The organism is Geomonas diazotrophica, from assembly GCF_018919385.1.
GTDB lineage: Bacteria > Desulfobacterota > Desulfuromonadia > Geobacterales > Geobacteraceae > Geomonas > Geomonas diazotrophica.
Genome location: NZ_JAHLMF010000015.1, coordinates 139,289 through 165,198 on the forward strand (window position 1 = coordinate 139,289; position 25,910 = coordinate 165,198).

Genomic DNA, 25,910 nt, shown 5'->3' on the forward strand with positions numbered 1-25,910 from the left:
AAACTTGTTTCATCACGAGGAAGAGATGCCTAGTCAGAAAATTAGAATCCGCTTGAAAGCATACGACCACAAGCTGCTTGATACTTCCGTTGGCGAGATCGTCGATACCGCGAAGAGGACCGGGGCACGCGTTGCCGGCCCGATCCCGCTGCCGACCGTCATCAACAAGTACTGCGTGCTGCGTGGACCGCACGTCGACAAGAAGTCGCGCGAGCAGTTCGAGATCAGGACCCACAAGCGCCTGATTGATATCCTCGAGCCGACCCAGCAGACTGTCGACGCTCTGATGAAACTCGACCTCTCCGCAGGTGTGGACGTCGAGATCAAGCTTTAATACAAGGATAGGAAGTCGACCATGAATAAGGGATTGATTGGGAAAAAACTGGGCATGACCCAGATATTTGCCGAGGACGGCAGGCGCATCGCCGTGACCGTCGTCGAGGCTGGGCCGTGCGTCGTCCTCCAGAAGAAGACCGTAGAGAAGGACGGCTACAGCGCCATCCAGGTCGGTTACGGTGCGAAGGAGGCCTCCAAGGCCAACGCGGCCCAGGTGGGTCACTGCAAGGGCGCCGGTGCCGGCGTGTTCACTCACTACCGCGAGCTGCGCATGGACAACACCGAGGCCTACAACGTGGGCGACGTGATTGAGGCCGGCGTGTTCGCCGAGGGCGACCTGGTCGACGTGACCGGCACCTCCATCGGTAAGGGTTTTGCCGGCGTCATCAAGCGCTGGGGCTTCAAAGGCGGCCGGTCGAGCCACGGCTCCCGTTTCCACCGCGCCCCGGGCTCCATCGGCTGCTCCGCGACCCCCTCCAGGGTCTTCAAGAACAAGAAGATGCCGGGCCAGCTCGGTAACGAGAAGGTGACCGTGCAGCGTCTCAAAGTGGTACGCGTGGACGCTGCTGACAATCTGATTCTGCTCGGTGGAGCGATCCCCGGTTCCGCCAACGGCGTTGTCCTTATCAAGGACTCCGTCAAGGCGAAGAGATAACGGGGGCTGGAGATAGACATGGCAAAGTTAGACGTATTTGACATCAAAAAAGCAAAGGTCGGTGAGATCGAAGTCTCCGACGCCGTCTTCAACGACGACGTGCGCGAGTACCTGATCCACGAGGCCGTCAAGATCCAGCTCGCCAACCGCAGGCAGGGGACCGTAGCCGTCAAGAACCGCGCAGCGGTTTCCGGCTCCGGCAAGAAGCCCTTCAAGCAGAAGGGTACCGGCCAGGCCCGTCAGGGTTGCTCCAGGGCGCCCCAGTACCCCGGCGGCGGGGTGGCTTTCGGTCCGCAGCCGAAGACCTACAACCTCTCCATGAACAAGAAGGCGAGGAAAGCGGCTCTGAGAAGCGCCCTCTCCATGCTCTACAAGAAAGAGGCGATCACGGTTCTGAATAACTTCGAGCTTCCCGCAGTCAAGACAAAGGCATTTGTCGAGGTACTAAATGCTTTTAACCTTGACAAGACGCTCGTTATCACAGATACTGCGAATCTTACTTTGGAGCTCTCCGCCCGCAATGTGAAAAACGTCAAAGTGCTGGGTCCCGAAGGTCTCAATATTTTCGACATCATGAAATACCAGAGCGTCGTCTTTACCGAGGCCGCCGTTCGTCGTGTTGAAGGAGCATTACAGTCATGAACATCTATGACGTCATAAAGAAACCGCTCATCACTGAGAAGACCACGGTAGAGAAAGACGACAAGAACGTCATCGCTTTCGTGGTGAACGGTGCCGCCAACAAGATCGAGATCAAGGCTGCCGTCGAGAAGCTCTTCAACGCCAAGGTCGGCGCCGTGAACACCGTCAACGTGGCCGGCAAGACCAAGCGCACCGCGAAGGGCATCGGCAAGCGCTCCAACTGGAAGAAGGCATACGTCACCCTCGCAGAGGGTTCCGACGTCGATTTCTTCGAAGCATAAAAAAATCTGTGGGGATTTAGATAATGGCTATAAAAACTTACAAACCTACTTCTCCGGGTAGAAGGGCGCAGACCTGCTCGACCTTCGAGGAGATCACCGCCTGCAAACCTGAGAAATCTCTCGTCGAGAACCTCAAGAAGAGCGGTGGCAGGAACTCGAACGGCCGCGTTACTTCCAGGAACGTCGGCGGCGGCCACAAGCAGAAGTACAGGATCATCGATTTCCGTCGTGACAAGACCGACATCCCGGCCAAGGTCGCTTCCATCGAGTACGATCCGTGCCGCAGCGCGCGCATTGCGCTTTTGAACTACGCCGACGGCGAGAAGCGCTACATCCTGGCTCCGCTCTCCCTGAAAGTGGGCGATAGCGTTATCTCCAGCGAGCAGGCCGATATCAAGCCGGGCAACACGCTCCCCATCAGGTGCATCCCGCTGGGTACCATCATCCACAACATCGAGCTGAAGATCGGCAAGGGGGCCCAGTTGGCCCGTTCCGCCGGCACCTTCGCCCAGCTCATGTCCAAGGAAGGGAAGTACGCCCAGGTGAAGCTCCCCTCCTCGGAAGTCCGCATGATCCTCATGGATTGCAAGGCGACCATCGGCCAGGTGGGCAACGTGGATCACGAGAACGTCTCCATCGGCAAGGCTGGCCGTTCCCGCTGGCTCGGCATTCGCCCGCACGTAAGGGGCGTCGCGATGAACCCGGTCGACCACCCGCACGGCGGTGGCGAGGGCAGGACCTCCGGCGGCCGTCACCCGGTAACCCCGTGGGGTATCCCCACCAAGGGCTACAAGACGCGCACCAACAAGCGGTCCACGGCCTTCATCGTGAAGAAGCGCAGCAAATAACTCATCTGGATAGAGGATTTTAAAAGATGGCAAGATCTATAAAGAAGGGGCCTTTCGTTGACGCACATCTGGAAGCGAAAGCCCAGGCAGAACAGGCCGGCAGCAAGAAGGTGATCAAGACCTGGTCGCGTCGTTCGACCATCATCCCGGAATTCATCGGGCTCACCTTCGCGGTGCACAATGGCAAGAAGTTCATCCCTGTGTTCGTCACTGAGAACATGGTCGGCCACAAGATGGGCGAGTTCTCACCTACCAGAACCTTCTACGGCCACGCTGCTGACAAGAAGAGCAAGCTCAAGAAGAAGTAAGGTCCTAAAGGAGTTTTGTAATGGAATCATCCGCTAAATTATCCTCTGTCCGCCTCTCCCCGAGGAAAACACGCCTGGTCGTGGACCTCGTCAGGGGCAAGGGCATTCAGACTGCGCTGAACACCCTGCGTTTCTCGCCGCAACCGTCGGCGAAGCTTATCTCGAAGCTCCTTTCCTCGGCCGTTGCCAACGCCGAGCAGAAGGGTTGCTCCGATGTGGACAAGCTCTTCGTCAAGACGATTTTCGTCGACGGCGGCGCGGTACTTAAGCGCTTCACCCCCCGCGCCATGGGCCGGGCTAGCAAGATCAGAAAACCGACGAGCCACATTACCGTGGTCCTTGCGGAAAAGAAATAAGAACGGGTCGGAGGTGATGTTTTGGGTCAGAAAGTAAATCCTATAGGTTTCAGGCTCGGGGTTATTAAAACCTGGGATTCCAAATGGTACGCAGAGAAAGATTATGCAAAGCTTCTTCACGAAGACCTGAAGCTGCGCAATTTCCTTAAGAAAAGGCTGTATCATTCCGGCGTCTCCAAGATCGAGATCGAGCGCGCTGCGGGCAAGGCGAAGATCAACATCTTCACCGCTCGTCCGGGCCTGATCATCGGTAAGAAGGGCTCCGAGGTCGAGACCTTGAAGAAGGAGCTGGCCAAGCTCACCGACAAAGAGGTCTACCTTAACATACAGGAAGTCAGGAAGCCCGAGCTCGATGCGCAGCTCGTCGCCGAGAACGTGGCCATGCAGCTGGAGCGTCGTATCGCTTTCCGCCGCGCCATGAAAAAGAGCGTCACCTCGACGCTCAAGTTCGGCGCCAAAGGGATCAGGATCACCTGCTCGGGTCGCCTGGGCGGGGCAGAGATGTCCAGGACTGAATGGTACCGCGAAGGAAGGGTGCCGCTGCACACGCTGCGTGCGGACATCGACTACGGCTTCGCCGAGGCGAAGACCACCTACGGTATCATCGGCGTAAAAGTGCTCCTCTTCAAGGGTGAAGTGCTCTCCGCTAAAAAATAGGAACAGGAGTTTTTTGCGATGTTAATGCCCAAGAAAGTTAAGCATAGAAAGCAAATGAAAGGTCGCATGACCGGCACCCCGACGCGCGGCGTATCGCTCGCGTTCGGCGAGTTCGGTCTGCAGGCTACGGAGTGCGGCTGGCTGGATTCCCGCCAGATCGAGGCTGCCCGTATCGCCATGACCCGCTATATCAAGAGGGGCGGCAAGATCTGGATCCGCATCTTCCCGGACAAGCCGTTGACCTCGAAACCCGCCGAGACTCGTATGGGTAAGGGGAAAGGCTCCCCGGATTCCTGGGTCTGCGTCATCAAGCCTGGCCGTGTCCTTTACGAAATGGAAGGGGTCACCGAGGAAGTGGCGCGCGAGGCATTCCGGCTTGCGGCGCACAAGCTCCCCGTAGCCACCAAGTTCATCACGAGGGCGGAAATCAATGAAGGCTAACGAACTTAAAAACGCGACGGCAGCAGAGCTTGAGACCAAGAGCGCCGAGCTTACCAAGGAACTCTTCAACGTGAAGTTTCAGCTTCACACCGGGCGTCTGGAGAACACCGCCAAGGTGGCCAACCTCCGGAAGGACATTGCCCGCGTGAAGACCATACTCCGCGAAAAGAGAGGCTAAGAGATAGATATGAGCGAAAGAGGCAACAGGAAAACTCAGATCGGCGTGGTCGTCTCTGACAAGATGGACAAGACCGCAGTGGTAAAGGTCGACCGCCTGGTGAAGCACCCCGTCTACAACAAATACATCAAGCGCTCCGCCAAGTACAAGGCGCACGATATCGATAACTCCGCCAAGATCGGGGACCGTGTTCTTATCGTTGAAACTCGTCCGCTTTCCAAGGACAAGCGCTGGAAGATCAGACAGATTATCGAGTCCAAGGCTTAAGGGCTCGCCGGGAGTTAAACAATGATTCAGATGCAGACACTATTGGACGTGGCGGACAACTCCGGCGCGAAGAAGCTCTTTTGCATTAAAGTGCTCGGCGGCTCCAAGCGCCGTTACGCCGGGATTGGCGACATCATCGTCGCTTCCGTCAAGGAAGCTCTCCCCAATTCGAAGGTGAAGAAGGGCGACGTGGTGAAGGCTGTCGTGGTGCGTACCGCCAAGGCTGTGGGGCGCCCGGACGGCTCCTACATCCGTTTCGACACCAACTCCGGCGTGGTCATCAACAACGCCAAGGAGCCGGTCGGCACTCGTATCTTCGGGCCGGTCGCCAGGGAACTTCGCGCCAAGAAGTTCATGAAGATCATATCCCTCGCCCCTGAGGTACTTTAAGACTAGATCCTGGAGAATAGAGATGCTGGGCAAAAAATTACATGTAAAGAAAAACGATACCGTCGTTGTTACCGCGGGTAAGGATCGTTCCAAGAGCGGCAAGGTGCTCTCCATCCATCCGAAGAAGGACGGCGTGATCGTCGAGGGGATCAACGTGGTGAAGCGCCACGTGAAGCCCCGCGGTTCCGAGCAGGGGGGCATCCTGGAGAAGGAGGCGCCGGTGCACATCTCCAACGTGATGCTGCTCTGCGGGAAGTGCAACAAGCCTGTAAGGACCAGGACCACCGTCCTGGAAGACGGAAAGAAGGCGCGCTGCTGTGTCAAATGCGGCGAGTCCTTTGACAAATAGTTTTGGAGGATTCAATGGCACGGCTGGCTGAGCTTTACAATAAAGAAATGGTCCCGCAACTGATGAAGGACCATAACTACGAAAACATCATGGAAGTCCCCAAGCTCGTGAAGATCGTCCTGAACATGGGCCTTGGCGAGGCGATCCAGAACGTGAAGATCCTGGATTCCGCCGCCGAGGAGCTGGGCGCCATCGCGGGCCAGAAGCCCGTGATCACCAAGGCGAAGAAGTCCATCGCGGGCTTCAAGCTGCGCCAGGGCATGCCGATCGGCTGCTCCGTCACGCTTCGTCGCGAGAAGATGTACGAGTTCCTCGACCGCCTGATCAGCGTCTCGCTGCCGCGCGTGCGTGACTTCAAGGGGATCAACGGCAAGGGCTTCGACGGCAAGGGTAACTACTCCCTGGGCATCAAGGAGCAGCTGATCTTCCCCGAGATCGACTACGACAAGGTCGACAAGATCAAGGGTCTCAACATCACGATCGTGACCACGGCAAAGACCGACGCTGAGGGCAAGGCGCTTCTCAAGCTCATGGGCCTGCCGTTCAGGAACTAATAAAGGGTTTGGAGGAATTCCGTGGCTAAGACATCTATGATCATAAAAGCTCAGAGGGCCAAGTACAAAGTGCGCGAGCGCAATCGCTGCGCTGTCTGCGGTCGCCCCAGAGCATACTACCGGAAATTCGATATGTGCAGGATCTGCCTGAGGAAGTACGCTAACTCCGGCCAGATCCCCGGTGTGATAAAGTCCAGTTGGTAAAAAGATTCCGATTTAGGAAAGAGGAGTAGTTTCATATGTGCATGACAGATCCAGTTGCCGACATGCTGACCAGAATCAGGAACGCTGGTATGGCAAAACACCAGAAAGTTGACATCCCTTCGTCGAACCTTAAGGTGAGCCTCGCCACGGTGCTGCGCGCCGAAGGCTTCATCAAGAACTTCAAGGTCATCGCCGACAGCAAGCAGGGGATTCTGCGGGTATACCTCAAGTTCATCGATGAGAAAGAGCCGGTCATCAACGAGATCAAGAGGATCAGCAAGCCGGGCGGCCGGGTCTATGTCCACTCCGACAAGATCAAGCAGGTGAAAAACGGACTGGGCGTCGCCATCCTCTCGACTTCCAAGGGGCTGGTAACCGACAAGACCGCGCGCGAGCTGGGCATCGGCGGCGAAGTCCTTTGCACGGTCTGGTAGTCATTTTCGCTTTAAGGAGCTTTGCATGTCTAGAATAGGAAAACTTCCCATCGCGATCCCTGCGGGGGTGAAAGTCATATACAGCGCGCCTGAGATCAAGGTGGAGGGCCCGAAAGGGAAACTCTCCCGCGTTCTCGTCGGCGACGCCGTCGCCATCGACGTGACCAGCGAGGCTGTCACCGTGACCCGCAAGGACGACACCATCAAGTCCCGCTCGGCCCACGGCCTGACCAGGACCCTGATCAACAACATGGTCATCGGTGTCTCAAAGGGGTTTGAGACCCTGCTCGAGATCAACGGCGTCGGTTACCGTGCCGAGGTGAAAGGGAACGTGCTGAACCTCGCCCTTGGTTACTCCCACCCGATCAACTTCGAGCTTCCGGCCGGGATCACCGTCGAGGTCGACAAGATGACCAAGCTGAAGGTGCTCGGGATCGACAAGGAGCTGGTCGGTCAGATCGCCGCAAAGATCCGCGACTTCCGTGGCCCGGAGCCCTACAAGGGCAAGGGTATCAAATACGCTGACGAAACCATTCTGAGAAAAGCCGGCAAAACCGGCAAAAAATAGCAATTGCTAAGGAGAAGTGCCTTGAGTTCTTTAGCCCAAAAACAGGTAGCTCGTCTTAAGAGACAGACCAGGGTCAGGAAGAAAATCACCGGTTCGCCGGCACGCCCGAGACTGAACGTCTTCAAGAGTGCTCGTCACATATACGCTCAGCTGATCGACGATACCACTGGTGCGACGCTCGCCGCCGCATCCACCCTGGTGGGCGAGGTAGCCGAAGGGCTTTCGTACACCGGCAACATCGAGGCCGCCGCTAAAGTCGGCGCCGCCATCGCCAAGAAAGCCCTGGAGAAGGACATCAAAGCGGTCGTTTTCGACCGTAACGGTTTCCTCTACCACGGTAGGATTAAAGCTCTGGCTGAAGCCGCACGCGAAAACGGTCTGTCCTTCTAGGGCAGGTAAGGAGGAATTAGTTTGCTTAAGATCAATGCCAGTGAAATGAATCTTACCGATAGGGTCGTCCATATCAGCCGCGTCGCCAAGGTGGTCAAGGGCGGCCGCAGGTTCAGCTTCTCCGCACTCGTTGTGGTGGGCGATGGTAACGGCGTGGTGGGCTACGGCCTGGGCAAGGCCAACGAGGTCCCCGAAGCGATCCGCAAGGGCGTCGAGCAGGCCAAGAAGAACCTGATCAGGGTTCCCATCGTCGGCGGCCAGACCATCCCGTTCGAGATCCTCGGCCACTTCGGCGCAGGCAAGGTGCTTATGATGCCGGCCTCCGCCGGTACCGGCGTCATCGCCGGCGGTGCCGCCCGCGCGGTATTCGAGTCCGCGGGCCTGCACAACATCCTCGCCAAGTGCCTGGGCTCCAACAACCCGCACAACGTGGTCAAGGCCGCATTCGCCGGGCTTGCCCAGCTGAAGACTGCGGAAGAGCTGATGGCGCGCCGCGGCATCACCGAATAGTATTTAAGGAGCTGAATATGTCTGAACTGAAGGTTACGCTCGTCAAGAGCTCCATCGGTCAATGCGAGAAAATGAAGGGCCGCCTGCTCGGCATGGGGCTCACCAAGCGTGAGAAGACCGTGGTCCTGAAGGATACCCCGGAAGTCCGTGGGATGATCGCCAAGGTCGCCCACCTGGTACGCGTCGAAGAGTAATTCCCCCTAAAGGTGACAATCATGCAATTGAATACCATCAAACCGGCCATCGGGTCGACCAAGAATAGAAAGCGCATCGGTAGGGGCACGGGCTCCGGCCACGGCAAGACCGCGACCAAGGGTCACAAGGGCCAGAAGGCACGCTCCGGCGGCTCCGTGAAGCCCGGCTTCGAGGGCGGCCAGATGCCGATGCACAGAAGGCTTCCCAAGCGCGGCTTCACCCCGCTCACCAAGAAGGAGTACGCCCTGGTGAACCTGTGCCAGCTCGAGATCTTCGAAGCGGGCAGCGTAGTGGACGCCGAGGCGCTGCTGAAGAGCGGCCTCATCTCCGGCATCCGCGACGGCATCAAGGTGCTCGGGACCGGCGACGTGACCCACGCTCTGACCATCAAGGCTCACAAATTCAGCGCCTCCGCTCGCGAAAAAATCACCGCGGCAGGTGGGACCGTCGAGGAGATCTAGTCTTGATAGAAGCCTTCCAGAACATTTTCAAGATCCCCGAGCTTAAAAAGAAGGTTCTCTTTTCGCTGGCCATGCTGGCCGTCTACCGGGTAGGGTGTCACATCCCTACTCCGGGCATCGACGCCCAGGCCCTCGCGCAGTTCTTCAAGGCTGCCCAGGGTACGCTGCTCGGTATGTTCGACATGTTCTCTGGCGGGGCTCTCGAGAAGCTTACCGTCTTCGCCCTCGGCATCATGCCGTACATCTCCTCCTCCATCATCTTCCAGCTCCTGACCGTGGTGGTTCCCGCCATCGAGAAACTCTCCAAGGAAGGTGACGCCGGCAGGAAGAAGATCATCCAGTACACCCGCTACGGCACCGTGGTGCTGTCGGTGGTGCAGTCCTTCGGCATCTCCATCGGCCTCGAGGCGATGCGCGGACCGGCCGGCGAGCTGGTGGTCCCGAACCCGGGCTGGTCATTCCGCCTGATGACGGTGATCACGCTTACCGCGGGTACCGCGTTCATCATGTGGCTGGGTGAGCAGATGTCCGAGAAGGGTATCGGCAACGGCATCTCCCTGATCATCTTCGCGGGGATCGTTGCCCGCATCCCGAACGCCATCGGGAACAGCTTCCGTCTGATCAAGACCGGCGAGCTCTCCCTGTTCGTGCTGCTTCTGGTGATCGCCGTGATGTTCCTGGTCATCGCTGCCGTGGTCTTCATGGAGCGCGGCCAGCGCAGGATCCCGATCCACTACGCCAAGAGGGTGGTGGGGCTGAAGACGGTAGGGGCGCAGAGCTCGCACCTGCCGCTCAAGGTGAACATGGCCGGGGTCATCCCGCCGATCTTCGCTTCGTCGATCATCATGTTCCCGGCCACGGTCGGCAACTTCATCGACGTCCCCTGGGTGCAGGCGGCCTCCAAGCAGCTGGCTCCCGGAAAGTTGCTCTACGAGATTTTATTTGTTGCCTTTATCGTCTTTTTTTGCTATTTCTACACGGCTGTGACTTTCAACCCGGTTGATGTCGCCGATAATGTCAAGAAGCAGGGCGGTTACGTGCCCGGGATCCGTCCCGGCAAGGAGACCTCCGACTTCCTCGACGCGGTGCTCACCAAGCTGACCTTCGCGGGTGCGATCTACATCTCCGCGGTCTGTGTGCTTCCTTCGATCCTGATCGGGAAATTCAACCTTCCCTTCTACTTCGGCGGTACGTCGCTCCTGATCGCCGTCGGTGTCGGCATGGACACCCTGGCCCAGATCGAGGCGCACCTGATTACGCGCAGCTACGAAGGGTTCATGAAAGGCGTTCGCATCCAGGGTAGAAAATAGGAGGCCCCGATGAACCTCATCCTCCTTGGACCCCCGGGCGTAGGCAAGGGGACCCAGGCGAAACTCCTCATAGACAGGTTTGGTATCCCGCAGATATCGACAGGCGATATACTGCGGGCTGCCGTTAAAGAGCTCACCCCGATGGGGATCAAGGCCAAGGGGTTCATGGACTCCGGTGCTTTGGTGCCCGACGAGGTTGTCATAGGCATCGTCGAGGAGCGCCTGGCGCAGCCCGACTGCCAGAAGGGTTTCATCCTGGACGGATTCCCGCGCACAGTGCCCCAGGCCGACGCGCTCTCCCAGGTCCTTTCCGGCATCGGCAAGAAGATTGACCATGTGGTCTCTCTCTCCGTTGACAAGGCTGAGCTCCTGAAGCGTCTCACCGGCAGGCGCGCCTGCTCCAAGTGCGGCGCGGGCTACCACGTCGACTTCGCCCCTTCCAAGGCGGCCGGAGTGTGCGACGTTTGCGGCGGCGAACTGTTCCAGCGCGAGGACGACAAGGAAGAAACCATCCTGAACCGTCTCGCGGTGTACGAGGCGCAGACCTCCCCGCTGATCTCTTACTACCAGACGGCGGGCCTGCTCCGCTCGGTGAACGGTCTCGGGAGTGTGGAAGGTATCCAGTCCGAGGTCGTCGCCATACTGCAGGGCGAGCGGTGATAGTACTCAAATCCCGGACCGAGATCGAGAAGATGGCTGCCGCCGGCAGGATGGTGGCCGAGATTCTCGCCGGTCTGAGAGAGATGGTGGCACCGGGGGTTACCCTGGCACAGCTGGACGCATACGCCGAGAGGGAAACGCTGAAGAGGAAGGCGAAGCCAGCCTTCAAGGGTTACAGCGGCTTCCCCTTTTCGCTTTGTTGTTCCGTCAACGAGCAGGTGGTGCATGGCTTCGCCACGCAGCGCGCGCTGGTCGAGGGTGACATCGTGAGTCTCGACTTCGGTGTCCTGCTCAATGGTTACTACGGCGATTCGGCCATCACGGTGCCGGTTGGCACGGTTTCCGAGACTGCGGCCAGGCTGATCAAGGCCACCGAAGAGTCGCTGTACCGGGCCATAGAGGTCGCCGACACCGCCCATCGGTTGTCGGATATCGCTCATGCGGTCCAGTCACACGTCGAGGCGCGCGGCTTCTCGGTGGTGCGAGACTTCGTGGGACATGGCATCGGCAAGGAGCTGCACGAAGGCCCGCAGATCCCCAACTTCGGCGTTCCCGGTAAGGGACCGAAGCTCAAGAGCGGCATGGTGCTTGCCATCGAGCCGATGATCAACGAGAAGGGGTACGACGTGAAGGTGCTGGAGGACGGCTGGACCGCGGTGACGGCCGACGGCGGGCTCTCGGCGCACTTCGAGCACACGGTGGCAATAACGGACAACGGTCCGCTGATACTTACGAAAATCTAGATTGGCAAAACGTCTTCAAAAGGAAGTGAACTATGAAGGTTCGGGCATCGGTTAAGAAGATCTGTGTAAAGTGCAAGATTGTCAAGCGCAAGGGCATAGTCCGCGTCATCTGCGAGACCCCCAAGCATTCACAGAGACAGGGCTAATAGGAGGAGCTGGCATTGGCACGTATCGCAGGGGTAGATTTACCCAGGAATAAGAGAATAGAGATCGCACTGACCTACATCTACGGCATCGGCAGGTCTCTGTCCCAGGAAATTCTCACGGCAACCGGTGTTGACATGAACACCCGTTGCGACAACCTGACCGAGGCGGAAGTCTCGAAGATCAGGGAGTATATCGATAAGAACGTGAAGGTCGAAGGTGACCTGCGCCGCGACATCTCCATGAGCATCAAGCGCCTCATGGATCTCGGCTGCTATCGTGGTCTTCGTCACAGGAAAGGTCTTCCCTGCCGCGGGCAGCGTACCAAGACCAATGCACGCACCAGGAAAGGGCCGGCTCGTACGGTCGCTGGCAAGAAGAAATAAGATTCTGGAGGGATAATGGCGAGCCCGGCTAAGAAGGTCGTTAAGAAGAAAAAAGAGAAAAAGAATATTCCCACTGGCGTGGCGCACATCCAGGCTACGTTCAACAATACCATGATCACCATCACCGACCCGGTCGGTAACGTGATAGCCTGGTGCACCTCCGGTGCCAAGGGCTTCAAAGGCTCCAGGAAGAGCACCCCGTTCGCAGCCCAGATGGCTGCCGAGGATGCCGCCAAGAAGGCCCAGGAGCATGGCATGCGCACCATCGAAGTGTACGTGAAGGGCCCCGGCTCCGGCCGCGAGTCCGCGCTGCGCGCACTGCAGGCTGCCGGCTTCGCCGTCAGCTTCATCCGCGACGTAACGCCGATTCCGCACAACGGCTGCCGTCCCCCGAAGAGAAGAAGAGTCTAGGACCGTATCGACGGACCTGGCGTTACGGAACTATCAGTTAGGATCATAGGAGGTCTTCATTGGCTAGGTATACAGGGCCCTCATGCAGGCTGTGCAGGCGCGAAGGATCGGAACTTTTTCTTAAAGGCGAGCGTTGCTACACCGACAAATGCGCCATCAAGAGAAGGAGCTATCCGCCGGGACAGCACGGGCAGGGTCGCATAAAAGTTTCTGATTACGGTGTTCAGCTGCGCGAAAAACAGAAGGTACGTCGTATCTACGGCATCCTCGAGAACCAGTTCCGCGGGTACTTCGAAACCGCAGACCGGATGAAAGGTGTGACCGGCGAAAACCTCCTCTTCCTCCTGGAGAGAAGGCTCGACAACGTCGTCTACCGTCTCGGTTTCGCCGCCTCGCGCGACGAGGCACGTCAGCTGGTGCGTCACAGCCACTTCACCCTCAACGGGCGTAAGGCGAACATCCCCTCCATCCAGGTGAAGGCGGGCGATGTGATCCAGCTGCGTGAGAAGAGCCGCAAGATCGCCGTCATCGGTGAGTCCCTCGAGGCCGTGGTTCGCCGCGGTATCCCGCAGTGGCTCGAACTGGACAAGGATGCCTTCAAAGGCACCGTGAAGACCAGCCCGGTGCGCGAAGACATCACCATGCCGATTCAGGAGCAGTTGATCGTCGAGCTCTACTCCAAGTAAAGGCTGACCAACAACCGATACAGGGGGATCTAAATGTATAGAAATTGGCGCGATCTGATCAGGCCGAAGAAGCTTCAGGTTGAGACAGAATCGCTGACTAATACATACGGCAAGTTCTACGCCGAGCCTTTCGAAAGGGGGTTCGGTACCACCCTGGGAACGGGGCTGCGTAGGGTCCTCATCTCCAGCCTGCAGGGGGCGGCCATCGTCTCCGTCAAGGCCAAGGGCGTGCTGCACGAATTCTCCGCTGTCCCGGGCGTTACCGAGGATATGACGGATATCATCCTCAACCTGAAAGGGGTGCGCCTCAAGGTGCACGGCAACGAGTCCCGGATGATCCGGATCGTGCAGAAGGGTGAAGGGGTGGTCAAGGCGAAGGATATCATCACCGACAACAACGTCGAGATCCTGAACCCGGAACATCACATCGCAACCTGCTCCAAGGACGCCAATCTGGAGATGGACCTCATGGTGAAAGTCGGCAAGGGGTACGTCCCGGCTGACCGCAACCGTGACGAGAAGGCACCGGTCGGGACCATCCCGATCGACGCGATCTTCTCCCCGGTTCACAAGGTGAACTTTACCGTCACCAACGCTCGCGTAGGCCAGATCACCGACTACGACAAGCTTACTATCGAAGTCTGGACCGATGGCAGCGTGAAACCGCAGGACGCGGTCGCCTACGCTTCCAAGATCCTCAAGGACCAGCTCTCCATCTTCATCAACTTCGACGAAGACGTGGAGCCCCAGGAGGAGGCGGAGCCGGAAGAAGAGCGCGAGCGCTTCAACGAGAACCTCTACCGCTCGGTCGACGAGCTCGAGCTCTCGGTTCGCTCCGCCAACTGCCTGAAGAACGCCGGCATCAAGCTGATCGGCGAACTGGTCTCCAGGACCGAGGCAGAGATGCTGAAGACCCAGAACTTCGGCAGGAAATCGCTGAACGAAATCAAGGACATCCTGGTCGACATGGGCCTCACCCTCGGCATGAAACTGGAGAACTTCCCGGATCCCGAGATCATGAGGCGCCTGCGCGGCGAGCAGAAAGAAGAATAGTCCATACGACTTCATTTATAGATCGAAAGGAAGTGAAAAGATATGCGTCACAACAGCGCGGGTAGAAGATTAGGTAGGACCACAAGCCACAGGATCGCTATGTTCAGGAACATGGTGACATCCTTTCTCCAGCACGAAAAGATCACCACGACCGATGCCAAGGCAAAGGAGCTTCGCTCCATCGCCGAGAAGATGATCACCCTGGGCAAGAAGGGCGACCTTCACGCCACCAGGCAGGCAGCGGCCTACATCCGCGACAAGAAAGTCGTGACCAAGCTTTTCACCGAGATCGCACCGCGTTACGCAGAGCGTCCCGGCGGCTACACCAGGATCATCAAGCTCGGCATCCGCCCGGGCGACACCGCTCCGGTGTCCGTGATCGAGCTGGTCGAGGCTGAAATGACTCCGAAGAAGGCCGCCAAGCCGGCCGCCAAGGCTCCTAAGGCCGCCAAGGCTCCGAAGGCTGCTCCGGCAGTCGAGGCAGCACCGGCTGCTGAAGAGGCCGCGGTTGTGGAAGAGGCACCGGTAGCAGAAGCTCCGGCAGCTGAGGCCACCGAGGAAAAAACCGAGGCGTAATCGCCAGCGGTTGCAAAGAGTGAAGAAGGGACACGGGAAACCGTGTCCCTTTTTTCGTTGCCGCCCATCACTGGTACACGGCCCTATGCCGTCACCCCGCCCCTGGGCCCCGCAGCTCCGTCCCCGCAAGTCCCCAGCCCCTCCCGCCTTTCCCCTTTACATTAAAACCCCCTCTCTGATAAGATGCGCTGCTCATGAAAATCAAAAGACTCGAAATCCACGGATTCAAATCCTTTCAAGATAAGGCCGTTCTGGACTTCAACCAGCCCATCACCGGCGTGGTAGGTCCCAACGGCTGCGGCAAGTCCAACGTGGTCGACGCGATCCGCTGGGTCATGGGGGAGCAATCCGCCAAGAACCTGCGCGGCAAGTCGATGGAAGACATCATCTTCAACGGCACAGAGTTCCGCAAACCTCTCGGCATGGCCGAAGTTTCCCTCTTCTTCTCCACCGAGGACGGCCGCGTTCCCGCCAAGTACCTGAACTTCTCCGAGATCCAGGTCACCCGCCGACTCTACCGCGACGGCGAGAGTGACTACCTCTTGAACAAGACCCCCTGCCGCCTGCTCGACATCGCCGAGTTGTTCATGGACACCGGCATCGGGGCCAAGGCGTACTCCATCATCGAGCAGGGGAAGATCGGGATGATCCTTCACGCCAAGCCCGAGGAGCGCCGTTTCCTGATCGAGGAGGCCGCCGGGGTCACCAAGTTCAAGGCGCGCAAGGTCGTAGCCATGAAGAAGATGGAGGCGACCCGCCAGAACCTGTTGCGCATCGGCGACATCATCTCCGAAATCAAGCGCCAGATGAACGGCCTGCAGCGCCAGGCCAAGAAGGCGGAGCGCTTCCGCGAGGTGAGGCAGGAACTCAAGGAGATCGAACTCCTCTTCGCGGCCAAGGGGTACGCCGGCGTCGAGAAGGAGCGCAACGCACTTGAGCGGGAGATAGCTGAGCTCGAGTCGAAGCTCGTGGATGTTACCGCCAGGCTCAACGACGCTGAGCTCTCCGTCGAGGAGAAGCGGCTCACTCTCCTTGAAACCGAGCGGCAGCTGACTGCCGCCCAGGAAGAGATCTTCCGCTGGAAGAGCACGCTGCAGGGGGGAGAAAACCGGCTCGAATTCCAGCGCAAGGAACTGGTCAACCTGGAGCGCCACGGAGCCCGTTTCGAAGAGGAGCTCCAGGGGCTGCGCGACCAGCTTGCCGCATCCGAGAAGGAAATCGGCACCCTGCAGGCACAGCGAGTCTCCCTGCAGGAAGAGCTGGCCCGGGAGAGCGAGTCTCTTGAATACCGGGAGTCTCTCCTCGAGGAGATGGCCGCCGGGGAGGCGGGCGTCACCCGGGAGCTTGATGAAACCCGACGCGCCATGTTCGCCGCCCTCTCCGAAGGGGCGCAGGCCGCAAACCAGCACGCCGCCGCCCAAAAGCGCCTGGCAGGGCTGGCCGAACGCCTGCAGGCGAGCCAGCGGGAACGGGTCCTGCTCGGCGAGCGGCTCTTTGAAGCCAACGGCAAGGTCGACGCCCTGAAGCAGGAGCGCGAGCAGCTTGGCCGGGAAAAGGCGCTCACCGACGAAGAACTCACCATGGCCGGTAGCCGTGAAGCAGAGCTGAAGCAGGCACAGGAGGCCGGAGAAAAAAAGCTGCAGCAGCGGCGTGATGAACTGTCCGCCGCCGCGTCGCGCCTGAAGTCACTCCAGGAATTGGAGGCCCAGTTCGCCGGGTACGGCCAGGGGGTGCGCAACCTGCTCCTCGCCGAGCCCTTCAAGAACGCCTCCCTCACTATGATTGCGGACGCACTGGAGGTGGAGGAGGAATTCGAGGTGGCCTTGGAGGCTGTTCTCGGTGATCGCTTGCAGTACCTCCTTTGCGAATCCTCCACCACCGCGCTGGACGCCGTTGCGCACCTCAAGGGAAGCTCCGGCGGTCGCTGCAGCTTCGTGACGGCGCCACCCTGGCGTCAGCCGGCCAAGGATACGCCGCTGGGCGCGGCACCGCTATGGGAGCGGGTCACCGTGCCCGAGCGGCACGCCCATCTGGTGGAGCCGCTTCTTGCCGGTGCCTACCTCGCCCGCGACATTAAACACGCCCTCGAGCTTGCCGCGTCCTTCCCGGCTTCGACCTTCGTCACCCTCGAAGGCGACCTGGCCCACGGCGGCGGCATCGTAAATGGCGGCTCTCCCGAGGCGGCGCAGCAGGGGATCATCCACAAGAAGAGGGAGATCAAGGCCCTGGTTGCAGAAGTTGAGCGCCTCGAGGCCGATGTGCAGGAGCTGGCTGCGGCGCGCGAAAAGAGGAGAGGGGAGATCAACGAGGCAGAGGCGCACCGCGTCGAGCTGCGCCAGACCCTGCATCGCCTCGATATCCGGATCGTGAACGCTGACAAGGACCTGCAGACCGCGCTGTCCGAGTGTCGCCGCATCGAGGAAAACGGTGCGGTGCGCGAGGCGGAGGAAGAGCAGTTGGCCGAGGAACAGTCACTGGTCTCCGGGGAAATGGCCCAGGCCGATGCCAGAAGGGCGCAGGCCGAGGAGCGCAAGGCGGCACTCGAAAAGACCGTCGAGGCGCTGCAGGGGCGCCTTGAGGGGTCGCGATTCGAGATGGAAGAGGCGCGCGAGCTGGTGACCTCGATGAAGGTCCGCGTGGCAGCGCTCCGGGAGAAAGGTGAATCGACCGAGCGGGCGCTGCGCCGCGTCGAAGGCCTCTGTGCCGACCTTGCCAACCGCATCGCGTCCCGCACCAGGGAGCTCGAAGGCTCCGGCGATGAACGCACCCGTCTACTCACCGCCATAGCGGAAGGGGAGGAGGCGCTGCGCGGAGTGGTCAAGCAGCAACTGGCCAGCGAGCAGGCCCTTTTGCAGGTGAAGGACAGGTACGAGGCGGAAGCCGCCAAGGTCCAGGAGGAAGAGGCACTCCTGAAAGGGATGCGCTCCGACGCCGTTACCGTCAGGGAGCAGTTGAATGCCAAGAGCCTGCGTCTCACCGAGGTGAGCATGCGGCTCGCCCACCTGGAGGAAACCCTCAAGGAAAAGCACCGCATGGAGATCGCCGACGCCCTGCTCAACTACTCCAAGGTCGAGTGGGACGAGGCCGATAGCTCAAAGCGTCAGGCAGAGCTGCAAAAGACGATAAATGAAATGGGCGAAGTCAATCTCATGGCCATCGAGGAGTTCAAGGAGATGGAGGAGCGCTTCTCTTTCCTCTCAAGCCAGAAAGACGACCTCGAGGAGTCCATGAACGCCCTGCAGAAGGCGATCCAGCGTATCAACCGAACCACCAGGAAGCGCTTCCTGGAGACCTTCCAGATGGTGAACGAGAAGTTTCAGCAGATCTTCCCGCGGCTTTTCTGCGGGGGGCATGCCGAACTGCGCCTGACCGACGAGGAGGACCTGCTTAACACCGGCCTCGAGATCGTGGTGCAGCCTCCGGGCAAGAAGTTGCAGAACGTGTCGTTGCTTTCGGGCGGGGAGAAGGCGCTCACCGCAGTGGCCCTGATCTTCTCCATCTTCCTGATCAAGCCGTCTCCGTTTTGCCTGCTGGACGAGGTCGACGCACCGCTTGATGACGCCAACATCGGCAGATTCAACGACATGGTGCGTGAGATGAGTGCGAACTCCCAGTTCATCATCATCACCCACAACCGGGCCACCATGGCCGTCGCCGATACCCTGTACGGCGTCACCATGGAAGAGCCCGGTGTTTCCAAGCTGGTTTCAGTGCGCCTGAACCGCTAGGAAATGCTCCCCTCGCCCGCCGGAAGGGGGGGCGTTGCCGTAATGTGCAATGTGCTGAAGCCGTGGGGGAGGGCGCCGTGCTGAGTGCGCCGCCGTCGCTTGCGCTGTCATATTTTTACCCGTAGGAGCTTGACGTGCCGTTCAAGAGACTGTTGACTACACTGGTCGAATCCGTGCCCGGTGGCAATGGCGCCATCCTGGCTGATTGGGAAGGGGAGGCCGTCGAGCAGTTTTCCCATGGCGATCCCTTCGAGATGAAGGTGACGGCCGCCCACTGGGGGATCCTCCTGACCCAACTCAAGGGACTGCACGAGAAGTTCGCCGCCGGAGCCGTGCAGGAAACCGTCATCAGCACGGACGAACAGTATGTCATCGTAGGGGCCGTCGGCGACGACTATGCCCTGGTGATGACCATGGACCGCAATGCCCTGCCGCTCCTGGCTCTGAAGAGGTTCCGGGACACCGCGCAGCTTTTGCATAAGGAGATTTACTGATGTCCGAGGAAAACAAGGGATTCTTCAAAGGTCTTTTCAAAAAGCTCGGAATCGGGGGCGCCGAGGAGCCTGCCGAAGCCACCGGTGAGCAATCGACCGAAGAACTGGAACAGCAGGAGCAGCAGGAGGCCGCGCCCACTCAGGAGCCGGCCGTTTCCGCGTCTCCGGCACAGGCGCAGTCCGCCCAGCCTGTCGTAACCCCCGTCCCTCCCTCCGAGCCGTCAGCCCCTGCCCCGCGCCAACTCTGGACCGAGCCCACCGCGCCGGCGCCAGTCCCGGTATCCGAACCTGTTGAACAGGCCAAGCCCAGCTTCTTCGAACGCCTCAAGCGCAGCCTGAGCAAGACCCACGAGACCATCATCGGCCGGGTGGACACCCTTTTGCTGGGCAAGAAGCAGATCGACACTGATACGCTTGAGGAGCTGGAGGAGATTCTGATCACCGCTGACTTGGGCGTCAAGACCACGGTGGATTTGATCCGCACCCTCGAGCAGCGCCTCAAGCGCGATGAACTGCAGGACGGCGCCGCCTTGAAGAGGGCGCTGAAGGAAGAGATCCAGCTGCGCCTCCTGGAGCATCATGCGCCGCTGGTAGTTACGGACAAGAAGCCGTTCGTCATCATGGTGATCGGGGTGAACGGCGTGGGCAAAACCACCACCATCGGCAAGTTGGCGGCACGCTATGCCGGAGAAGGAAGGAAGGTTCTGCTCGCCGCGGCAGACACCTTCCGCGCCGCAGCAGCGGAGCAGTTGGAGACCTGGGCCAACCGTGTAGGTGCCGACATCGTGCGTCACAAGGAAGGGGCCGATCCCTCCGCGGTCGTTTTTGACGCCTGCAAGGCCGCCATCGCGCGGGGCACCGATGTTCTGATCATCGACACCGCCGGCCGCATGCACACCAAGGTGAACCTCATGGAGGAGATGAAGAAGATTCGCCGGGTGCTGACCCGCGAAATCCCGGACGGTCCGCACGAAACCCTGCTCGTCCTGGATGCGGCCACCGGGCAGAACGCACTGTCACAGGCGAAGCTCTTCAAGGAGGCGGCGGACGTCACCGGCGTGGTGCTCACCAAGCTCGACGGCAGCGCCAAAGGGGGGATCGTGGTGGCGGTAAGCCATGAATACGCACTCCCCGTCAGATTCATTGGAGTGGGCGAGTCCGTAGAAGATCTCCGTGCCTTCGATCCGGTCCAGTTCGTCGAGGCCCTTTTCCAATGATAGCCTTGACTTTTGAGTACTTATCGCATATGATTTTGCCGCAAAAGGTGGAATAATGAGTGATAAGCTGTTTAATGAGCTAGAGGGACGGATAATTTCTCTAATTAATGTCGTAGACGAGTTGAAACTCGAAAACGACAGGCTCAAAAACGAGAATGATCGGCTCAACGGAGAACGGGCAGGTTTAAGGTCCCGGATCGACTCTATACTGAAAAAGTTGGAAGGGGTCTGACAGCTTGATCGCCACGCACAGCATCAGGGTCCTGGGGCGAGATCTCCAGGTGAAGAGTGTTGCGACACCTGAGCGCGTGGCGCAGGTTGAGGCTCTGGTCAACGAGAAGCTGGCGGAGGCGGAGGCCAAGGTCAGTGGTGGCGATACCCAACTGGTAGTTATCCTGGCGTTGATGAATTTGGCTGAAGCCTGTCTGGACGCCCGGAAGCAATTGGCGGAAGAGCAGCGGACCTGCAGCGAGCGGGTCGCGGGGCTCATTGAAAGGCTGGACCGGCAACAGTTGTAGAGTTTCAGGTCTCTTGCGGGAGATTCCACATATAGCTGATTGGTTGTACGGTTGCAACGCTTTGCCAGAACCTGCGTGGAGAAGGTGGTCTTCTCCGCGTTTGCTGATAGTAGCCTAAAGACGTTAAGCAGCATGTCCAGGGGTTAATGGCTGCCTTTACATAAAGTTCAAATTTGGCGCTTCATTTGAACGCGGCCCATTCTATCAAAAACCTGTCAACGCAACACCCGTTACACCCACCAGCACTCCCCCACCAGAGCACCTGTCTCTACGGTCGGCCTTGCCGTCCACCTTCTGAACCAACACGGAATTATAGCTTTATGCCCAAGCGCGCCCATAGAGCCGCGACCCTTGCCAGACGCCGCGAGCTGTCCAAGCCGCAGGTGGCGTCGTTGAGCCTGGCCCTGCAACAGCGTTTCCTTGATCTGCCCGAGTACCGAGCGGCCAGGACGCTGGTGCTGTATGCGCCGATCCACCACGAAGTGGATACCGCGGCGGTAGCTGCCGCGGCCCTGGCATCAGGCAAGCGCTTACTCTATCCGGCAGTTGTGGGTGATGATTTGAAGTTCTGCCAGGTGGCCGCTCTCACCGAGCTCGCCGCCGGCAGGTACGGCATCCCGGAGCCTCAGGGTGAAGGGTATGATCCAGCGGGGGCGGACCTCATCGTGGTGCCGGGAGTGGCCTTTGACCTGTGCGGGCGCCGCATCGGTTATGGCAAGGGGTACTATGACCGGTCGCTGCACCGCCTGGAAGGAAGCGGGAAGCTGGTGGCGTTTTGCTACGACTTCCAACTGCTTCAAGAGATAGCCGGCGAGCCGCACGACGTGACGATGGATTTGATCGTCACCGAGAGTCGGGTGGTTCGCGTTAATAAACATATATGTGAGGGGGAGCAACGGTGAAAATCGACATAACTATTGCCATATTGCTGGTGCTTGTCGCGGCCGCCATCGGGTACGTGATAGGCAACGTCCTGCGCAAGAAACTATCGGATTCTTTGGTGACCAACGCGGAAACGCTTGCTGCCAAGATGATCGAGGATGCCAAGCGTCAGGCCGAGGTCGTGGCCATGGAGGCCGCGGTTCAGGCCAAAGACGTGGTGTACCAGGCAAAGGAAGAGCTGGAAAGGCAATTTGAACAAGAGAGCCGCGAGAAGCGTCGCGACCTGCAGACTCTCGAGAAGAGGCTGCAGCAAAAAGAAGAGAATCTCGACAAGAAGACCAACCTGTTCGACCAGCGTGACGCCGACTTCCTGAAAAGAGAGCAGGCGCTTGCCGTACGCGAGCAGTCCCTGGTGAATAAGGAACAGGGGCTTGCCCAGAAAGAAGAGAAACTGGACGCCCTGGTGGGCGAGCAGAAGGCGAAGCTTGAGCAGATTGCCGGCATGACTGCCGCCGAGGCCAAGAAGTTCCTGATGGACTCCATGGAAGACGAAGCGAAGCTCGATGTCGCCAAGCTGATCAAGGTGATGGAGGAAGAGGCCAGGGAAACCGCGGACAAGAAGGCCAAGGAAATTCTGGCTCTTGCCATGCAGCGTTACGCCGGCGAGTACGTTGCCGAGCGCAGCGTTTCCGTGGTGACCCTCCCCTCCGACGAGATGAAGGGGCGCATCATCGGCCGCGAAGGGCGCAACATCAGGGCTCTCGAGGCAGCCACCGGCATTGACCTGATCATCGACGACACCCCCGAGGCGGTCATCCTTTCCGGCTTCAACCCGGTCCGGAGGGAAGTTGCCAAGCTGTCGCTGCAGAAACTCATCGCCGACGGCAGGATTCACCCCGGCCGCATTGAGGAAGTCGTAGCGAAATCCCAGGAGGAGATCGAGCAGGCCATGAAGGAGGCAGGTGAGCAGGCCGCCTTTGACTTGGGCGTGCACGGCATCCACCCGGAGATCCTGAAGCTCATCGGGCGCCTGAAGTACCGCACCTCCTACAGCCAGAACGTTTACCAGCATTCGCTGGAAGTCGCTTTCCTTTGCGGCATCATGGCCGCCGAGCTCGGCATCAATGTGAAGCAGGCCAAGAGGGCCGGCCTCCTGCACGACCTCGGCAAGGCCGTGGACCACGAGATCGAAGGTTCCCACGCAGTCATCGGCGCGGACATCGCCAAGAAATACGGCGAGTCTCCGAAGATCGTCCATGCCATCATGGCGCACCACGAGGACGAGAAACCGGCGACGGTCCTTGCCGTCCTGGTACAGGCCGCCGATGCGCTCTCCGGCGCTCGTCCGGGTGCCCGCCGCGAGATGATGGAAACCTACGTGAAGCGCCTGGACGACCTGGAAAGGATCGCCACCTCCTTCGACGGAGTCCTCACTTCCTTCGCCATCCAGGCCGGCCGGGAGATCCGTGTCATGGTATCCAGCGAGCAGGTGACCGATGACCGCGCACTGGTTCTGGCCAAGGATATCGCCAAGAAGATCGAAACCGAGATGACCTACCCTGGCCAGATCAAGGTCAACGTGATCAGGGAAACCAGGGCAACCGAATATGCCCGTTAAGCTTCTCTTCATAGGGGACGTGATCGGCAAGCCGGGGCGGGAGGCGCTCTCCCGCGAGCTGCACCGGATCGTCGACCGGCACATGGTTGACCTGGTGATAGCCAATGGCGAGAACGCAGCCGGCGGTTTCGGCCTGACCGAAGAGACCGCCCAGGACCTCTTCAAGTGTGGCGTCCAGATGATCACCTCGGGCAACCATATCTGGGACAAGAAGGACGCCCTCGAGTACATAAAGCGTGAGGACCGGATAGTTCGTCCGGCCAACTATCCGGAAGGGACCCCCGGCAAAGGGACGACCATCGTCAAGACGCCGGGCGGGGTAAAGGTCGCCATTTTGAACCTGGAAGGGCGGGTCTTCATGAACAACCTGGACTGTCCCTTCCGCTGCGCGGACAAGGAGATCGCCAGGCTGAAGGAAGAAACTCCGATTATCTTCGTCGACTTCCATGCCGAGGCCACCAGCGAGAAGGTCTCCCTGGGCTGGTACCTGGACGGGAGGGTTTCAGCGGTGATCGGAACCCACACCCACGTGCAGACTGCCGACGAGCGCATCCTTACCGCCGGCACCGCTTACATGACCGACGCCGGCATGACCGGATCTTTCGATTCCGTTATTGGTGTCAAGAAGGAAGAGGCGATCCTGAAGTTCGTCACCCAACGCCCCTCGAAGTTCGAGGTAGCGAAGAAGGACATCCGGATCAACGCTGTTGTCATTGAGGTTGATGAAAAGTCCGGCCTGGCGCTCAACATCGAGAGACTCAACATCGCCTGCGGCTAAGTGTAGTGAAATGACTCCCCCACGGAAGCCTTCTGCCTACGTGGAGCTTGGCCACCGCAGCCTCGTGCGGAGGTGGCTGAAATACAATCTGGAGGGAAAGTGATGACCGTTGCAGAGCAGATGGAAATTATCAAGAGGGGTGCCGTAGAAATCCTGGTGGAAAAAGAGCTGGTTGAGAAGCTCGAGAAATCCGTCAAGACCGGCGTGCCGCTCAAGATCAAGGCCGGTTTCGACCCGACCGCGCCGGACCTGCATCTGGGGCACACCGTGCTTCTGCACAAGATGCGTCAATTCCAGAAGCTTGGCCACGAGGTGTACTTTCTCATCGGCGACTTCACCGGTATGATTGGTGACCCCACCGGCAAGTCGGAGACCCGCAAGGTTCTTACCCGGGAAGATGTCCTCAAGAATGCCGAAACCTACAAAGAGCAGGTTTTCAAGGTTCTCGATCCGAAGCTGACCAAGGTGGTTTTCAACTCGGAGTGGTTGGGGAAGATGACCGCATCGGACATGATCGGTCTCGCCTCCAAGTACACCGTTGCTCGCATGCTCGAGCGCGAAGATTTCAGCAACCGCTTCTCCAACCAGTTGCCGATCAGTATCCATGAGTTCATGTACCCGCTGGTGCAGGGCTACGATTCTGTGGCGCTGAAGGCCGACGTGGAATTGGGCGGCACCGACCAGAAGTTCAATCTCCTGGTGGGGCGTGAACTGCAGAGGGAGTGGGGGCAGGCGCCGCAGTGCGTCATCACGGTTCCGCTCCTCGAAGGTCTTGACGGCGTCAACAAGATGAGCAAGTCCCTAGGCAACTACATCGGCATCAATGAGCCGGCTGACGAGATCTACGGCAAGGTGATGTCGATCTCGGATGAACTGATGGTTCGTTACTACGAGCTATTGAGCGATCTGACCATGGCCGACTTTGAGAAACTGAAGGCCGACCTGAAGAGCGGGGCGGTGCATCCGATGGAAGCCAAGAAGCAATTGGCGCGCGAGATGGTCACCCGTTACCATGGGGCCGAGGCAGCAACTCAGGCAGACGAGAACTTTGTCAAGCGTTTCAAGAACAACGAGACCCCAGACGAGATGCCCGAGTTTGCACTCAAGACAGAGGGGGAGAAGGTTCTGCTGTGCAAAGTCCTGGCAGAGGCGCAACTCGTAAAGTCCAACAGCGAAGGTCGCCGCTCCATTCAGGGTGGTGGTGTCAAAGTAAACGGTGAGAAGATTTCTGATGAGACCCTCGAGATAGCCTGCAGCGGCGAGTACATCATCCAGGTAGGCAAGCGTCGCTTTGCCAAGGTTCTTTTCTCTTAAGTTTTAAAAAAGCGGTCCGATAATATGGGGGCGACGCAAATTGCGTCGCCCTTTGTTGTTTGTAGCAGTTGCTCGGTCCATTGTGTCCACCGCTTCCATCGGGGCCACTAGTGTTCACTCAAAAGCCAAACCTTCAGCGTTTGTAGCAGCTTCTGGCTGGTTAATAAAAACAAACAACAAACCCGTTGACGCAGGCAAAGGCATTTGTTATAACCACCCTCCGCTGACGAACGAAGCATTTCAGTTCGGCAGCGGCCAACAAAAAAGCATTGACAGCCGAAACGGCCTTTGCTATAAAGTTGAGCTTCGCAGTCACGACGTTCTTTGCAACCGAATAGACCACCCGGCAGGAAGAAGGGCCACAGTAG

40 protein-coding genes are annotated in these 25,910 nt (G+C 59.0%); 39 read left to right on the forward strand and 1 reads right to left on the reverse strand.

The window, feature by feature from the left end; all coding sequences use genetic code 11:
* Positions 1-25: 25 nt before the first annotated feature.
* From rpsJ to tyrS, 39 genes are all read left to right on the forward strand, one after another.
* Positions 26-334 carry a 30S ribosomal protein S10 gene (gene rpsJ, locus KOM00_RS16570; protein ID WP_012529365.1) on the forward strand — a complete coding sequence of 103 codons (309 nt, stop codon included), beginning with the start codon at positions 26-28 and terminating at the stop codon, positions 332-334.
* Between the two features lie 21 nt (positions 335-355).
* Positions 356-991 carry a 50S ribosomal protein L3 gene (gene rplC / locus KOM00_RS16575; protein ID WP_216500036.1) on the forward strand — a complete coding sequence of 212 codons (636 nt, stop codon included), beginning with the start codon at positions 356-358 and terminating at the stop codon, positions 989-991.
* Between the two features lie 18 nt (positions 992-1,009).
* Positions 1,010-1,633, forward strand: a complete 624-nt coding sequence (gene rplD, locus KOM00_RS16580; protein WP_216500037.1) for a 50S ribosomal protein L4 — start codon at positions 1,010-1,012, stop codon at positions 1,631-1,633.
* Positions 1,630-1,914 (forward strand): 50S ribosomal protein L23, encoded by a 285-nt coding sequence (locus KOM00_RS16585; RefSeq protein ID WP_216500038.1) that lies wholly within the window; start codon positions 1,630-1,632, stop codon positions 1,912-1,914. Before rplD ends, KOM00_RS16585 begins: the two co-directional genes overlap by 4 nt.
* Positions 1,915-1,937: 23 nt before the next feature.
* Positions 1,938-2,762 (forward strand): 50S ribosomal protein L2, encoded by an 825-nt coding sequence (gene rplB / locus KOM00_RS16590; protein ID WP_216500039.1) that lies wholly within the window; start codon positions 1,938-1,940, stop codon positions 2,760-2,762.
* A gap of 26 nt (positions 2,763-2,788) precedes the next feature.
* A complete protein-coding gene (gene rpsS / locus KOM00_RS16595; RefSeq protein WP_216500040.1) occupies positions 2,789-3,070 on the forward strand; it encodes a 30S ribosomal protein S19 in 282 nt (93 codons plus the stop codon).
* Between the two features lie 20 nt (positions 3,071-3,090).
* Positions 3,091-3,426: a 50S ribosomal protein L22 gene (rplV, locus tag KOM00_RS16600; protein ID WP_012529371.1), complete on the forward strand. Its 336-nt coding sequence runs from the start codon at positions 3,091-3,093 to the stop codon at positions 3,424-3,426.
* Between the two features lie 21 nt (positions 3,427-3,447).
* Positions 3,448-4,083: a 30S ribosomal protein S3 gene (gene rpsC, locus KOM00_RS16605; RefSeq protein ID WP_012529372.1), complete on the forward strand. Its 636-nt coding sequence runs from the start codon at positions 3,448-3,450 to the stop codon at positions 4,081-4,083.
* 18 nt (positions 4,084-4,101) lie between these two features.
* Complete coding sequence (gene rplP, locus KOM00_RS16610; protein ID WP_216500041.1) at positions 4,102-4,524, forward strand: 50S ribosomal protein L16; 423 nt, start codon at positions 4,102-4,104, stop codon at positions 4,522-4,524.
* On the forward strand, positions 4,514-4,702 hold the full coding sequence (gene rpmC / locus KOM00_RS16615) for a 50S ribosomal protein L29 (protein ID WP_183350973.1): 189 nt from the start codon (positions 4,514-4,516) through the stop codon (positions 4,700-4,702). The genes rplP and rpmC overlap by 11 nt, the downstream gene beginning before the upstream one ends.
* Positions 4,703-4,711: 9 nt before the next feature.
* The gene (rpsQ, locus tag KOM00_RS16620; protein WP_183350975.1) at positions 4,712-4,969 is read left to right on the forward strand and encodes a 30S ribosomal protein S17; all 258 of its coding nucleotides are present in this window, start codon (positions 4,712-4,714) and stop codon (positions 4,967-4,969) included.
* A 21-nt stretch (positions 4,970-4,990) separates the two neighbouring features.
* The gene (gene rplN, locus KOM00_RS16625; RefSeq protein WP_012529376.1) at positions 4,991-5,359 is read left to right on the forward strand and encodes a 50S ribosomal protein L14; all 369 of its coding nucleotides are present in this window, start codon (positions 4,991-4,993) and stop codon (positions 5,357-5,359) included.
* Positions 5,360-5,381: 22 nt separating this feature from the next.
* Positions 5,382-5,708, forward strand: coding sequence for a 50S ribosomal protein L24 (rplX, locus tag KOM00_RS16630; protein ID WP_199396278.1), 327 nt, complete (start codon positions 5,382-5,384; stop codon positions 5,706-5,708).
* A gap of 14 nt (positions 5,709-5,722) precedes the next feature.
* Entirely contained in the window at positions 5,723-6,262 is a 540-nt protein-coding gene (gene rplE, locus KOM00_RS16635) for a 50S ribosomal protein L5 (RefSeq protein WP_216500042.1), read from the forward strand.
* A gap of 21 nt (positions 6,263-6,283) precedes the next feature.
* Complete coding sequence (locus tag KOM00_RS16640) at positions 6,284-6,466, forward strand: type Z 30S ribosomal protein S14 (protein ID WP_216500043.1); 183 nt, start codon at positions 6,284-6,286, stop codon at positions 6,464-6,466.
* 35 nt (positions 6,467-6,501) lie between these two features.
* Positions 6,502-6,900: a 30S ribosomal protein S8 gene (gene rpsH, locus KOM00_RS16645; RefSeq protein WP_183350984.1), complete on the forward strand. Its 399-nt coding sequence runs from the start codon at positions 6,502-6,504 to the stop codon at positions 6,898-6,900.
* 25 nt (positions 6,901-6,925) lie between these two features.
* Positions 6,926-7,468: a 50S ribosomal protein L6 gene (gene rplF, locus KOM00_RS16650; protein ID WP_216500044.1), complete on the forward strand. Its 543-nt coding sequence runs from the start codon at positions 6,926-6,928 to the stop codon at positions 7,466-7,468.
* Between the two features lie 21 nt (positions 7,469-7,489).
* Positions 7,490-7,858, forward strand: coding sequence for a 50S ribosomal protein L18 (gene rplR, locus KOM00_RS16655; protein ID WP_216500045.1), 369 nt, complete (start codon positions 7,490-7,492; stop codon positions 7,856-7,858).
* A gap of 21 nt (positions 7,859-7,879) precedes the next feature.
* The gene (gene rpsE / locus KOM00_RS16660) at positions 7,880-8,368 is read left to right on the forward strand and encodes a 30S ribosomal protein S5 (RefSeq protein ID WP_216500046.1); all 489 of its coding nucleotides are present in this window, start codon (positions 7,880-7,882) and stop codon (positions 8,366-8,368) included.
* Between the two features lie 17 nt (positions 8,369-8,385).
* A complete protein-coding gene (gene rpmD, locus KOM00_RS16665) occupies positions 8,386-8,562 on the forward strand; it encodes a 50S ribosomal protein L30 (RefSeq protein WP_199390454.1) in 177 nt (58 codons plus the stop codon).
* A 21-nt stretch (positions 8,563-8,583) separates the two neighbouring features.
* Positions 8,584-9,024, forward strand: coding sequence for a 50S ribosomal protein L15 (rplO, locus tag KOM00_RS16670; protein ID WP_216500047.1), 441 nt, complete (start codon positions 8,584-8,586; stop codon positions 9,022-9,024).
* 2 nt (positions 9,025-9,026) lie between these two features.
* Complete coding sequence (secY, locus tag KOM00_RS16675; RefSeq protein ID WP_183350996.1) at positions 9,027-10,334, forward strand: preprotein translocase subunit SecY; 1,308 nt, start codon at positions 9,027-9,029, stop codon at positions 10,332-10,334.
* A gap of 9 nt (positions 10,335-10,343) precedes the next feature.
* Positions 10,344-10,994, forward strand: coding sequence for an adenylate kinase (locus KOM00_RS16680; protein ID WP_216500048.1), 651 nt, complete (start codon positions 10,344-10,346; stop codon positions 10,992-10,994).
* Positions 10,991-11,737 carry a type I methionyl aminopeptidase gene (gene map, locus KOM00_RS16685; RefSeq protein ID WP_216500049.1) on the forward strand — a complete coding sequence of 249 codons (747 nt, stop codon included), beginning with the start codon at positions 10,991-10,993 and terminating at the stop codon, positions 11,735-11,737. Before KOM00_RS16680 ends, map begins: the two co-directional genes overlap by 4 nt.
* Positions 11,738-11,769: 32 nt before the next feature.
* The gene (rpmJ, locus tag KOM00_RS16690) at positions 11,770-11,883 is read left to right on the forward strand and encodes a 50S ribosomal protein L36 (RefSeq protein ID WP_012529389.1); all 114 of its coding nucleotides are present in this window, start codon (positions 11,770-11,772) and stop codon (positions 11,881-11,883) included.
* A gap of 15 nt (positions 11,884-11,898) precedes the next feature.
* Positions 11,899-12,267, forward strand: a complete 369-nt coding sequence (rpsM, locus tag KOM00_RS16695; protein WP_183351001.1) for a 30S ribosomal protein S13 — start codon at positions 11,899-11,901, stop codon at positions 12,265-12,267.
* 15 nt (positions 12,268-12,282) lie between these two features.
* Positions 12,283-12,678 carry a 30S ribosomal protein S11 gene (gene rpsK, locus KOM00_RS16700; RefSeq protein ID WP_216500050.1) on the forward strand — a complete coding sequence of 132 codons (396 nt, stop codon included), beginning with the start codon at positions 12,283-12,285 and terminating at the stop codon, positions 12,676-12,678.
* Between the two features lie 59 nt (positions 12,679-12,737).
* A complete protein-coding gene (rpsD, locus tag KOM00_RS16705) occupies positions 12,738-13,364 on the forward strand; it encodes a 30S ribosomal protein S4 (RefSeq protein ID WP_216500051.1) in 627 nt (208 codons plus the stop codon).
* A gap of 33 nt (positions 13,365-13,397) precedes the next feature.
* Positions 13,398-14,417, forward strand: a complete 1,020-nt coding sequence (locus tag KOM00_RS16710) for a DNA-directed RNA polymerase subunit alpha (protein WP_199396291.1) — start codon at positions 13,398-13,400, stop codon at positions 14,415-14,417.
* A gap of 42 nt (positions 14,418-14,459) precedes the next feature.
* Positions 14,460-14,993 (forward strand): 50S ribosomal protein L17, encoded by a 534-nt coding sequence (rplQ, locus tag KOM00_RS16715; protein ID WP_183351007.1) that lies wholly within the window; start codon positions 14,460-14,462, stop codon positions 14,991-14,993.
* Positions 14,994-15,187: 194 nt separating this feature from the next.
* Positions 15,188-18,721 (forward strand): chromosome segregation protein SMC, encoded by a 3,534-nt coding sequence (gene smc / locus KOM00_RS16720; protein WP_216500052.1) that lies wholly within the window; start codon positions 15,188-15,190, stop codon positions 18,719-18,721.
* A gap of 134 nt (positions 18,722-18,855) precedes the next feature.
* The gene (locus tag KOM00_RS16725; RefSeq protein WP_216500053.1) at positions 18,856-19,215 is read left to right on the forward strand and encodes a roadblock/LC7 domain-containing protein; all 360 of its coding nucleotides are present in this window, start codon (positions 18,856-18,858) and stop codon (positions 19,213-19,215) included.
* The gene (gene ftsY / locus KOM00_RS16730; RefSeq protein WP_216500054.1) at positions 19,215-20,432 is read left to right on the forward strand and encodes a signal recognition particle-docking protein FtsY; all 1,218 of its coding nucleotides are present in this window, start codon (positions 19,215-19,217) and stop codon (positions 20,430-20,432) included. Before KOM00_RS16725 ends, ftsY begins: the two co-directional genes overlap by 1 nt.
* 55 nt (positions 20,433-20,487) lie before the next feature.
* Positions 20,488-20,664 carry a hypothetical protein gene (locus KOM00_RS16735; RefSeq protein WP_216500055.1) on the forward strand — a complete coding sequence of 59 codons (177 nt, stop codon included), beginning with the start codon at positions 20,488-20,490 and terminating at the stop codon, positions 20,662-20,664.
* A gap of 4 nt (positions 20,665-20,668) precedes the next feature.
* Positions 20,669-20,950, forward strand: a complete 282-nt coding sequence (locus tag KOM00_RS16740; RefSeq protein ID WP_216500056.1) for a cell division protein ZapA — start codon at positions 20,669-20,671, stop codon at positions 20,948-20,950.
* Between the two features lie 320 nt (positions 20,951-21,270).
* Positions 21,271-21,852, forward strand: a complete 582-nt coding sequence (locus KOM00_RS16745; RefSeq protein ID WP_216500057.1) for a 5-formyltetrahydrofolate cyclo-ligase — start codon at positions 21,271-21,273, stop codon at positions 21,850-21,852.
* 2 nt (positions 21,853-21,854) lie between these two features.
* The gene (gene rny / locus KOM00_RS16750) at positions 21,855-23,450 is read left to right on the forward strand and encodes a ribonuclease Y (RefSeq protein ID WP_407931693.1); all 1,596 of its coding nucleotides are present in this window, start codon (positions 21,855-21,857) and stop codon (positions 23,448-23,450) included.
* On the forward strand, positions 23,440-24,228 hold the full coding sequence (locus KOM00_RS16755; protein ID WP_216500059.1) for a TIGR00282 family metallophosphoesterase: 789 nt from the start codon (positions 23,440-23,442) through the stop codon (positions 24,226-24,228). Before rny ends, KOM00_RS16755 begins: the two co-directional genes overlap by 11 nt.
* 102 nt (positions 24,229-24,330) lie before the next feature.
* The gene (gene tyrS / locus KOM00_RS16760) at positions 24,331-25,542 is read left to right on the forward strand and encodes a tyrosine--tRNA ligase (protein ID WP_216500060.1); all 1,212 of its coding nucleotides are present in this window, start codon (positions 24,331-24,333) and stop codon (positions 25,540-25,542) included.
* 160 nt (positions 25,543-25,702) lie between these two features.
* Here tyrS and KOM00_RS16765 read toward each other — a convergent pair.
* On the reverse strand, positions 25,703-25,910 hold a 208-nt coding region (locus KOM00_RS16765; protein ID WP_216500061.1), incomplete at its 5' end, for a hypothetical protein.

Bases quoted from the DNA above. Each gene is read 5' to 3' on its own strand.
- rpsJ (WP_012529365.1), top strand. From the start codon at position 26: ATGCCTAGTCAGAAAATTAGAATCCGCTTGAAAGCATACGACCACAAG.
- rplC (WP_216500036.1), top strand. From the start codon at position 356: ATGAATAAGGGATTGATTGGGAAAAAACTGGGCATGACCCAGATATTT.
- rplD (WP_216500037.1), top strand. From the start codon at position 1,010: ATGGCAAAGTTAGACGTATTTGACATCAAAAAAGCAAAGGTCGGTGAG.
- KOM00_RS16585 (WP_216500038.1), top strand. From the start codon at position 1,630: ATGAACATCTATGACGTCATAAAGAAACCGCTCATCACTGAGAAGACC.
- rplB (WP_216500039.1), top strand. From the start codon at position 1,938: ATGGCTATAAAAACTTACAAACCTACTTCTCCGGGTAGAAGGGCGCAG.
- rpsS (WP_216500040.1), top strand. From the start codon at position 2,789: ATGGCAAGATCTATAAAGAAGGGGCCTTTCGTTGACGCACATCTGGAA.
- rplV (WP_012529371.1), top strand. From the start codon at position 3,091: ATGGAATCATCCGCTAAATTATCCTCTGTCCGCCTCTCCCCGAGGAAA.
- rplP (WP_216500041.1), top strand. From the start codon at position 4,102: ATGTTAATGCCCAAGAAAGTTAAGCATAGAAAGCAAATGAAAGGTCGC.
- rpmC (WP_183350973.1), top strand. From the start codon at position 4,514: ATGAAGGCTAACGAACTTAAAAACGCGACGGCAGCAGAGCTTGAGACC.
- rpsQ (WP_183350975.1), top strand. From the start codon at position 4,712: ATGAGCGAAAGAGGCAACAGGAAAACTCAGATCGGCGTGGTCGTCTCT.
- rplN (WP_012529376.1), top strand. From the start codon at position 4,991: ATGATTCAGATGCAGACACTATTGGACGTGGCGGACAACTCCGGCGCG.
- rplX (WP_199396278.1), top strand. From the start codon at position 5,382: ATGCTGGGCAAAAAATTACATGTAAAGAAAAACGATACCGTCGTTGTT.
- rplE (WP_216500042.1), top strand. From the start codon at position 5,723: ATGGCACGGCTGGCTGAGCTTTACAATAAAGAAATGGTCCCGCAACTG.
- rpsH (WP_183350984.1), top strand. From the start codon at position 6,502: ATGTGCATGACAGATCCAGTTGCCGACATGCTGACCAGAATCAGGAAC.
- rplF (WP_216500044.1), top strand. From the start codon at position 6,926: ATGTCTAGAATAGGAAAACTTCCCATCGCGATCCCTGCGGGGGTGAAA.
- rpmD (WP_199390454.1), top strand. From the start codon at position 8,386: ATGTCTGAACTGAAGGTTACGCTCGTCAAGAGCTCCATCGGTCAATGC.
- rplO (WP_216500047.1), top strand. From the start codon at position 8,584: ATGCAATTGAATACCATCAAACCGGCCATCGGGTCGACCAAGAATAGA.
- KOM00_RS16680 (WP_216500048.1), top strand. From the start codon at position 10,344: ATGAACCTCATCCTCCTTGGACCCCCGGGCGTAGGCAAGGGGACCCAG.
- rpmJ (WP_012529389.1), top strand. From the start codon at position 11,770: ATGAAGGTTCGGGCATCGGTTAAGAAGATCTGTGTAAAGTGCAAGATT.
- rpsK (WP_216500050.1), top strand. From the start codon at position 12,283: ATGGCGAGCCCGGCTAAGAAGGTCGTTAAGAAGAAAAAAGAGAAAAAG.
- KOM00_RS16710 (WP_199396291.1), top strand. From the start codon at position 13,398: ATGTATAGAAATTGGCGCGATCTGATCAGGCCGAAGAAGCTTCAGGTT.
- rplQ (WP_183351007.1), top strand. From the start codon at position 14,460: ATGCGTCACAACAGCGCGGGTAGAAGATTAGGTAGGACCACAAGCCAC.
- smc (WP_216500052.1), top strand. From the start codon at position 15,188: ATGAAAATCAAAAGACTCGAAATCCACGGATTCAAATCCTTTCAAGAT.
- ftsY (WP_216500054.1), top strand. From the start codon at position 19,215: ATGTCCGAGGAAAACAAGGGATTCTTCAAAGGTCTTTTCAAAAAGCTC.
- KOM00_RS16735 (WP_216500055.1), top strand. From the start codon at position 20,488: ATGAGTGATAAGCTGTTTAATGAGCTAGAGGGACGGATAATTTCTCTA.
- KOM00_RS16745 (WP_216500057.1), top strand. From the start codon at position 21,271: ATGCCCAAGCGCGCCCATAGAGCCGCGACCCTTGCCAGACGCCGCGAG.
- KOM00_RS16755 (WP_216500059.1), top strand. From the start codon at position 23,440: ATGCCCGTTAAGCTTCTCTTCATAGGGGACGTGATCGGCAAGCCGGGG.
- tyrS (WP_216500060.1), top strand. From the start codon at position 24,331: ATGACCGTTGCAGAGCAGATGGAAATTATCAAGAGGGGTGCCGTAGAA.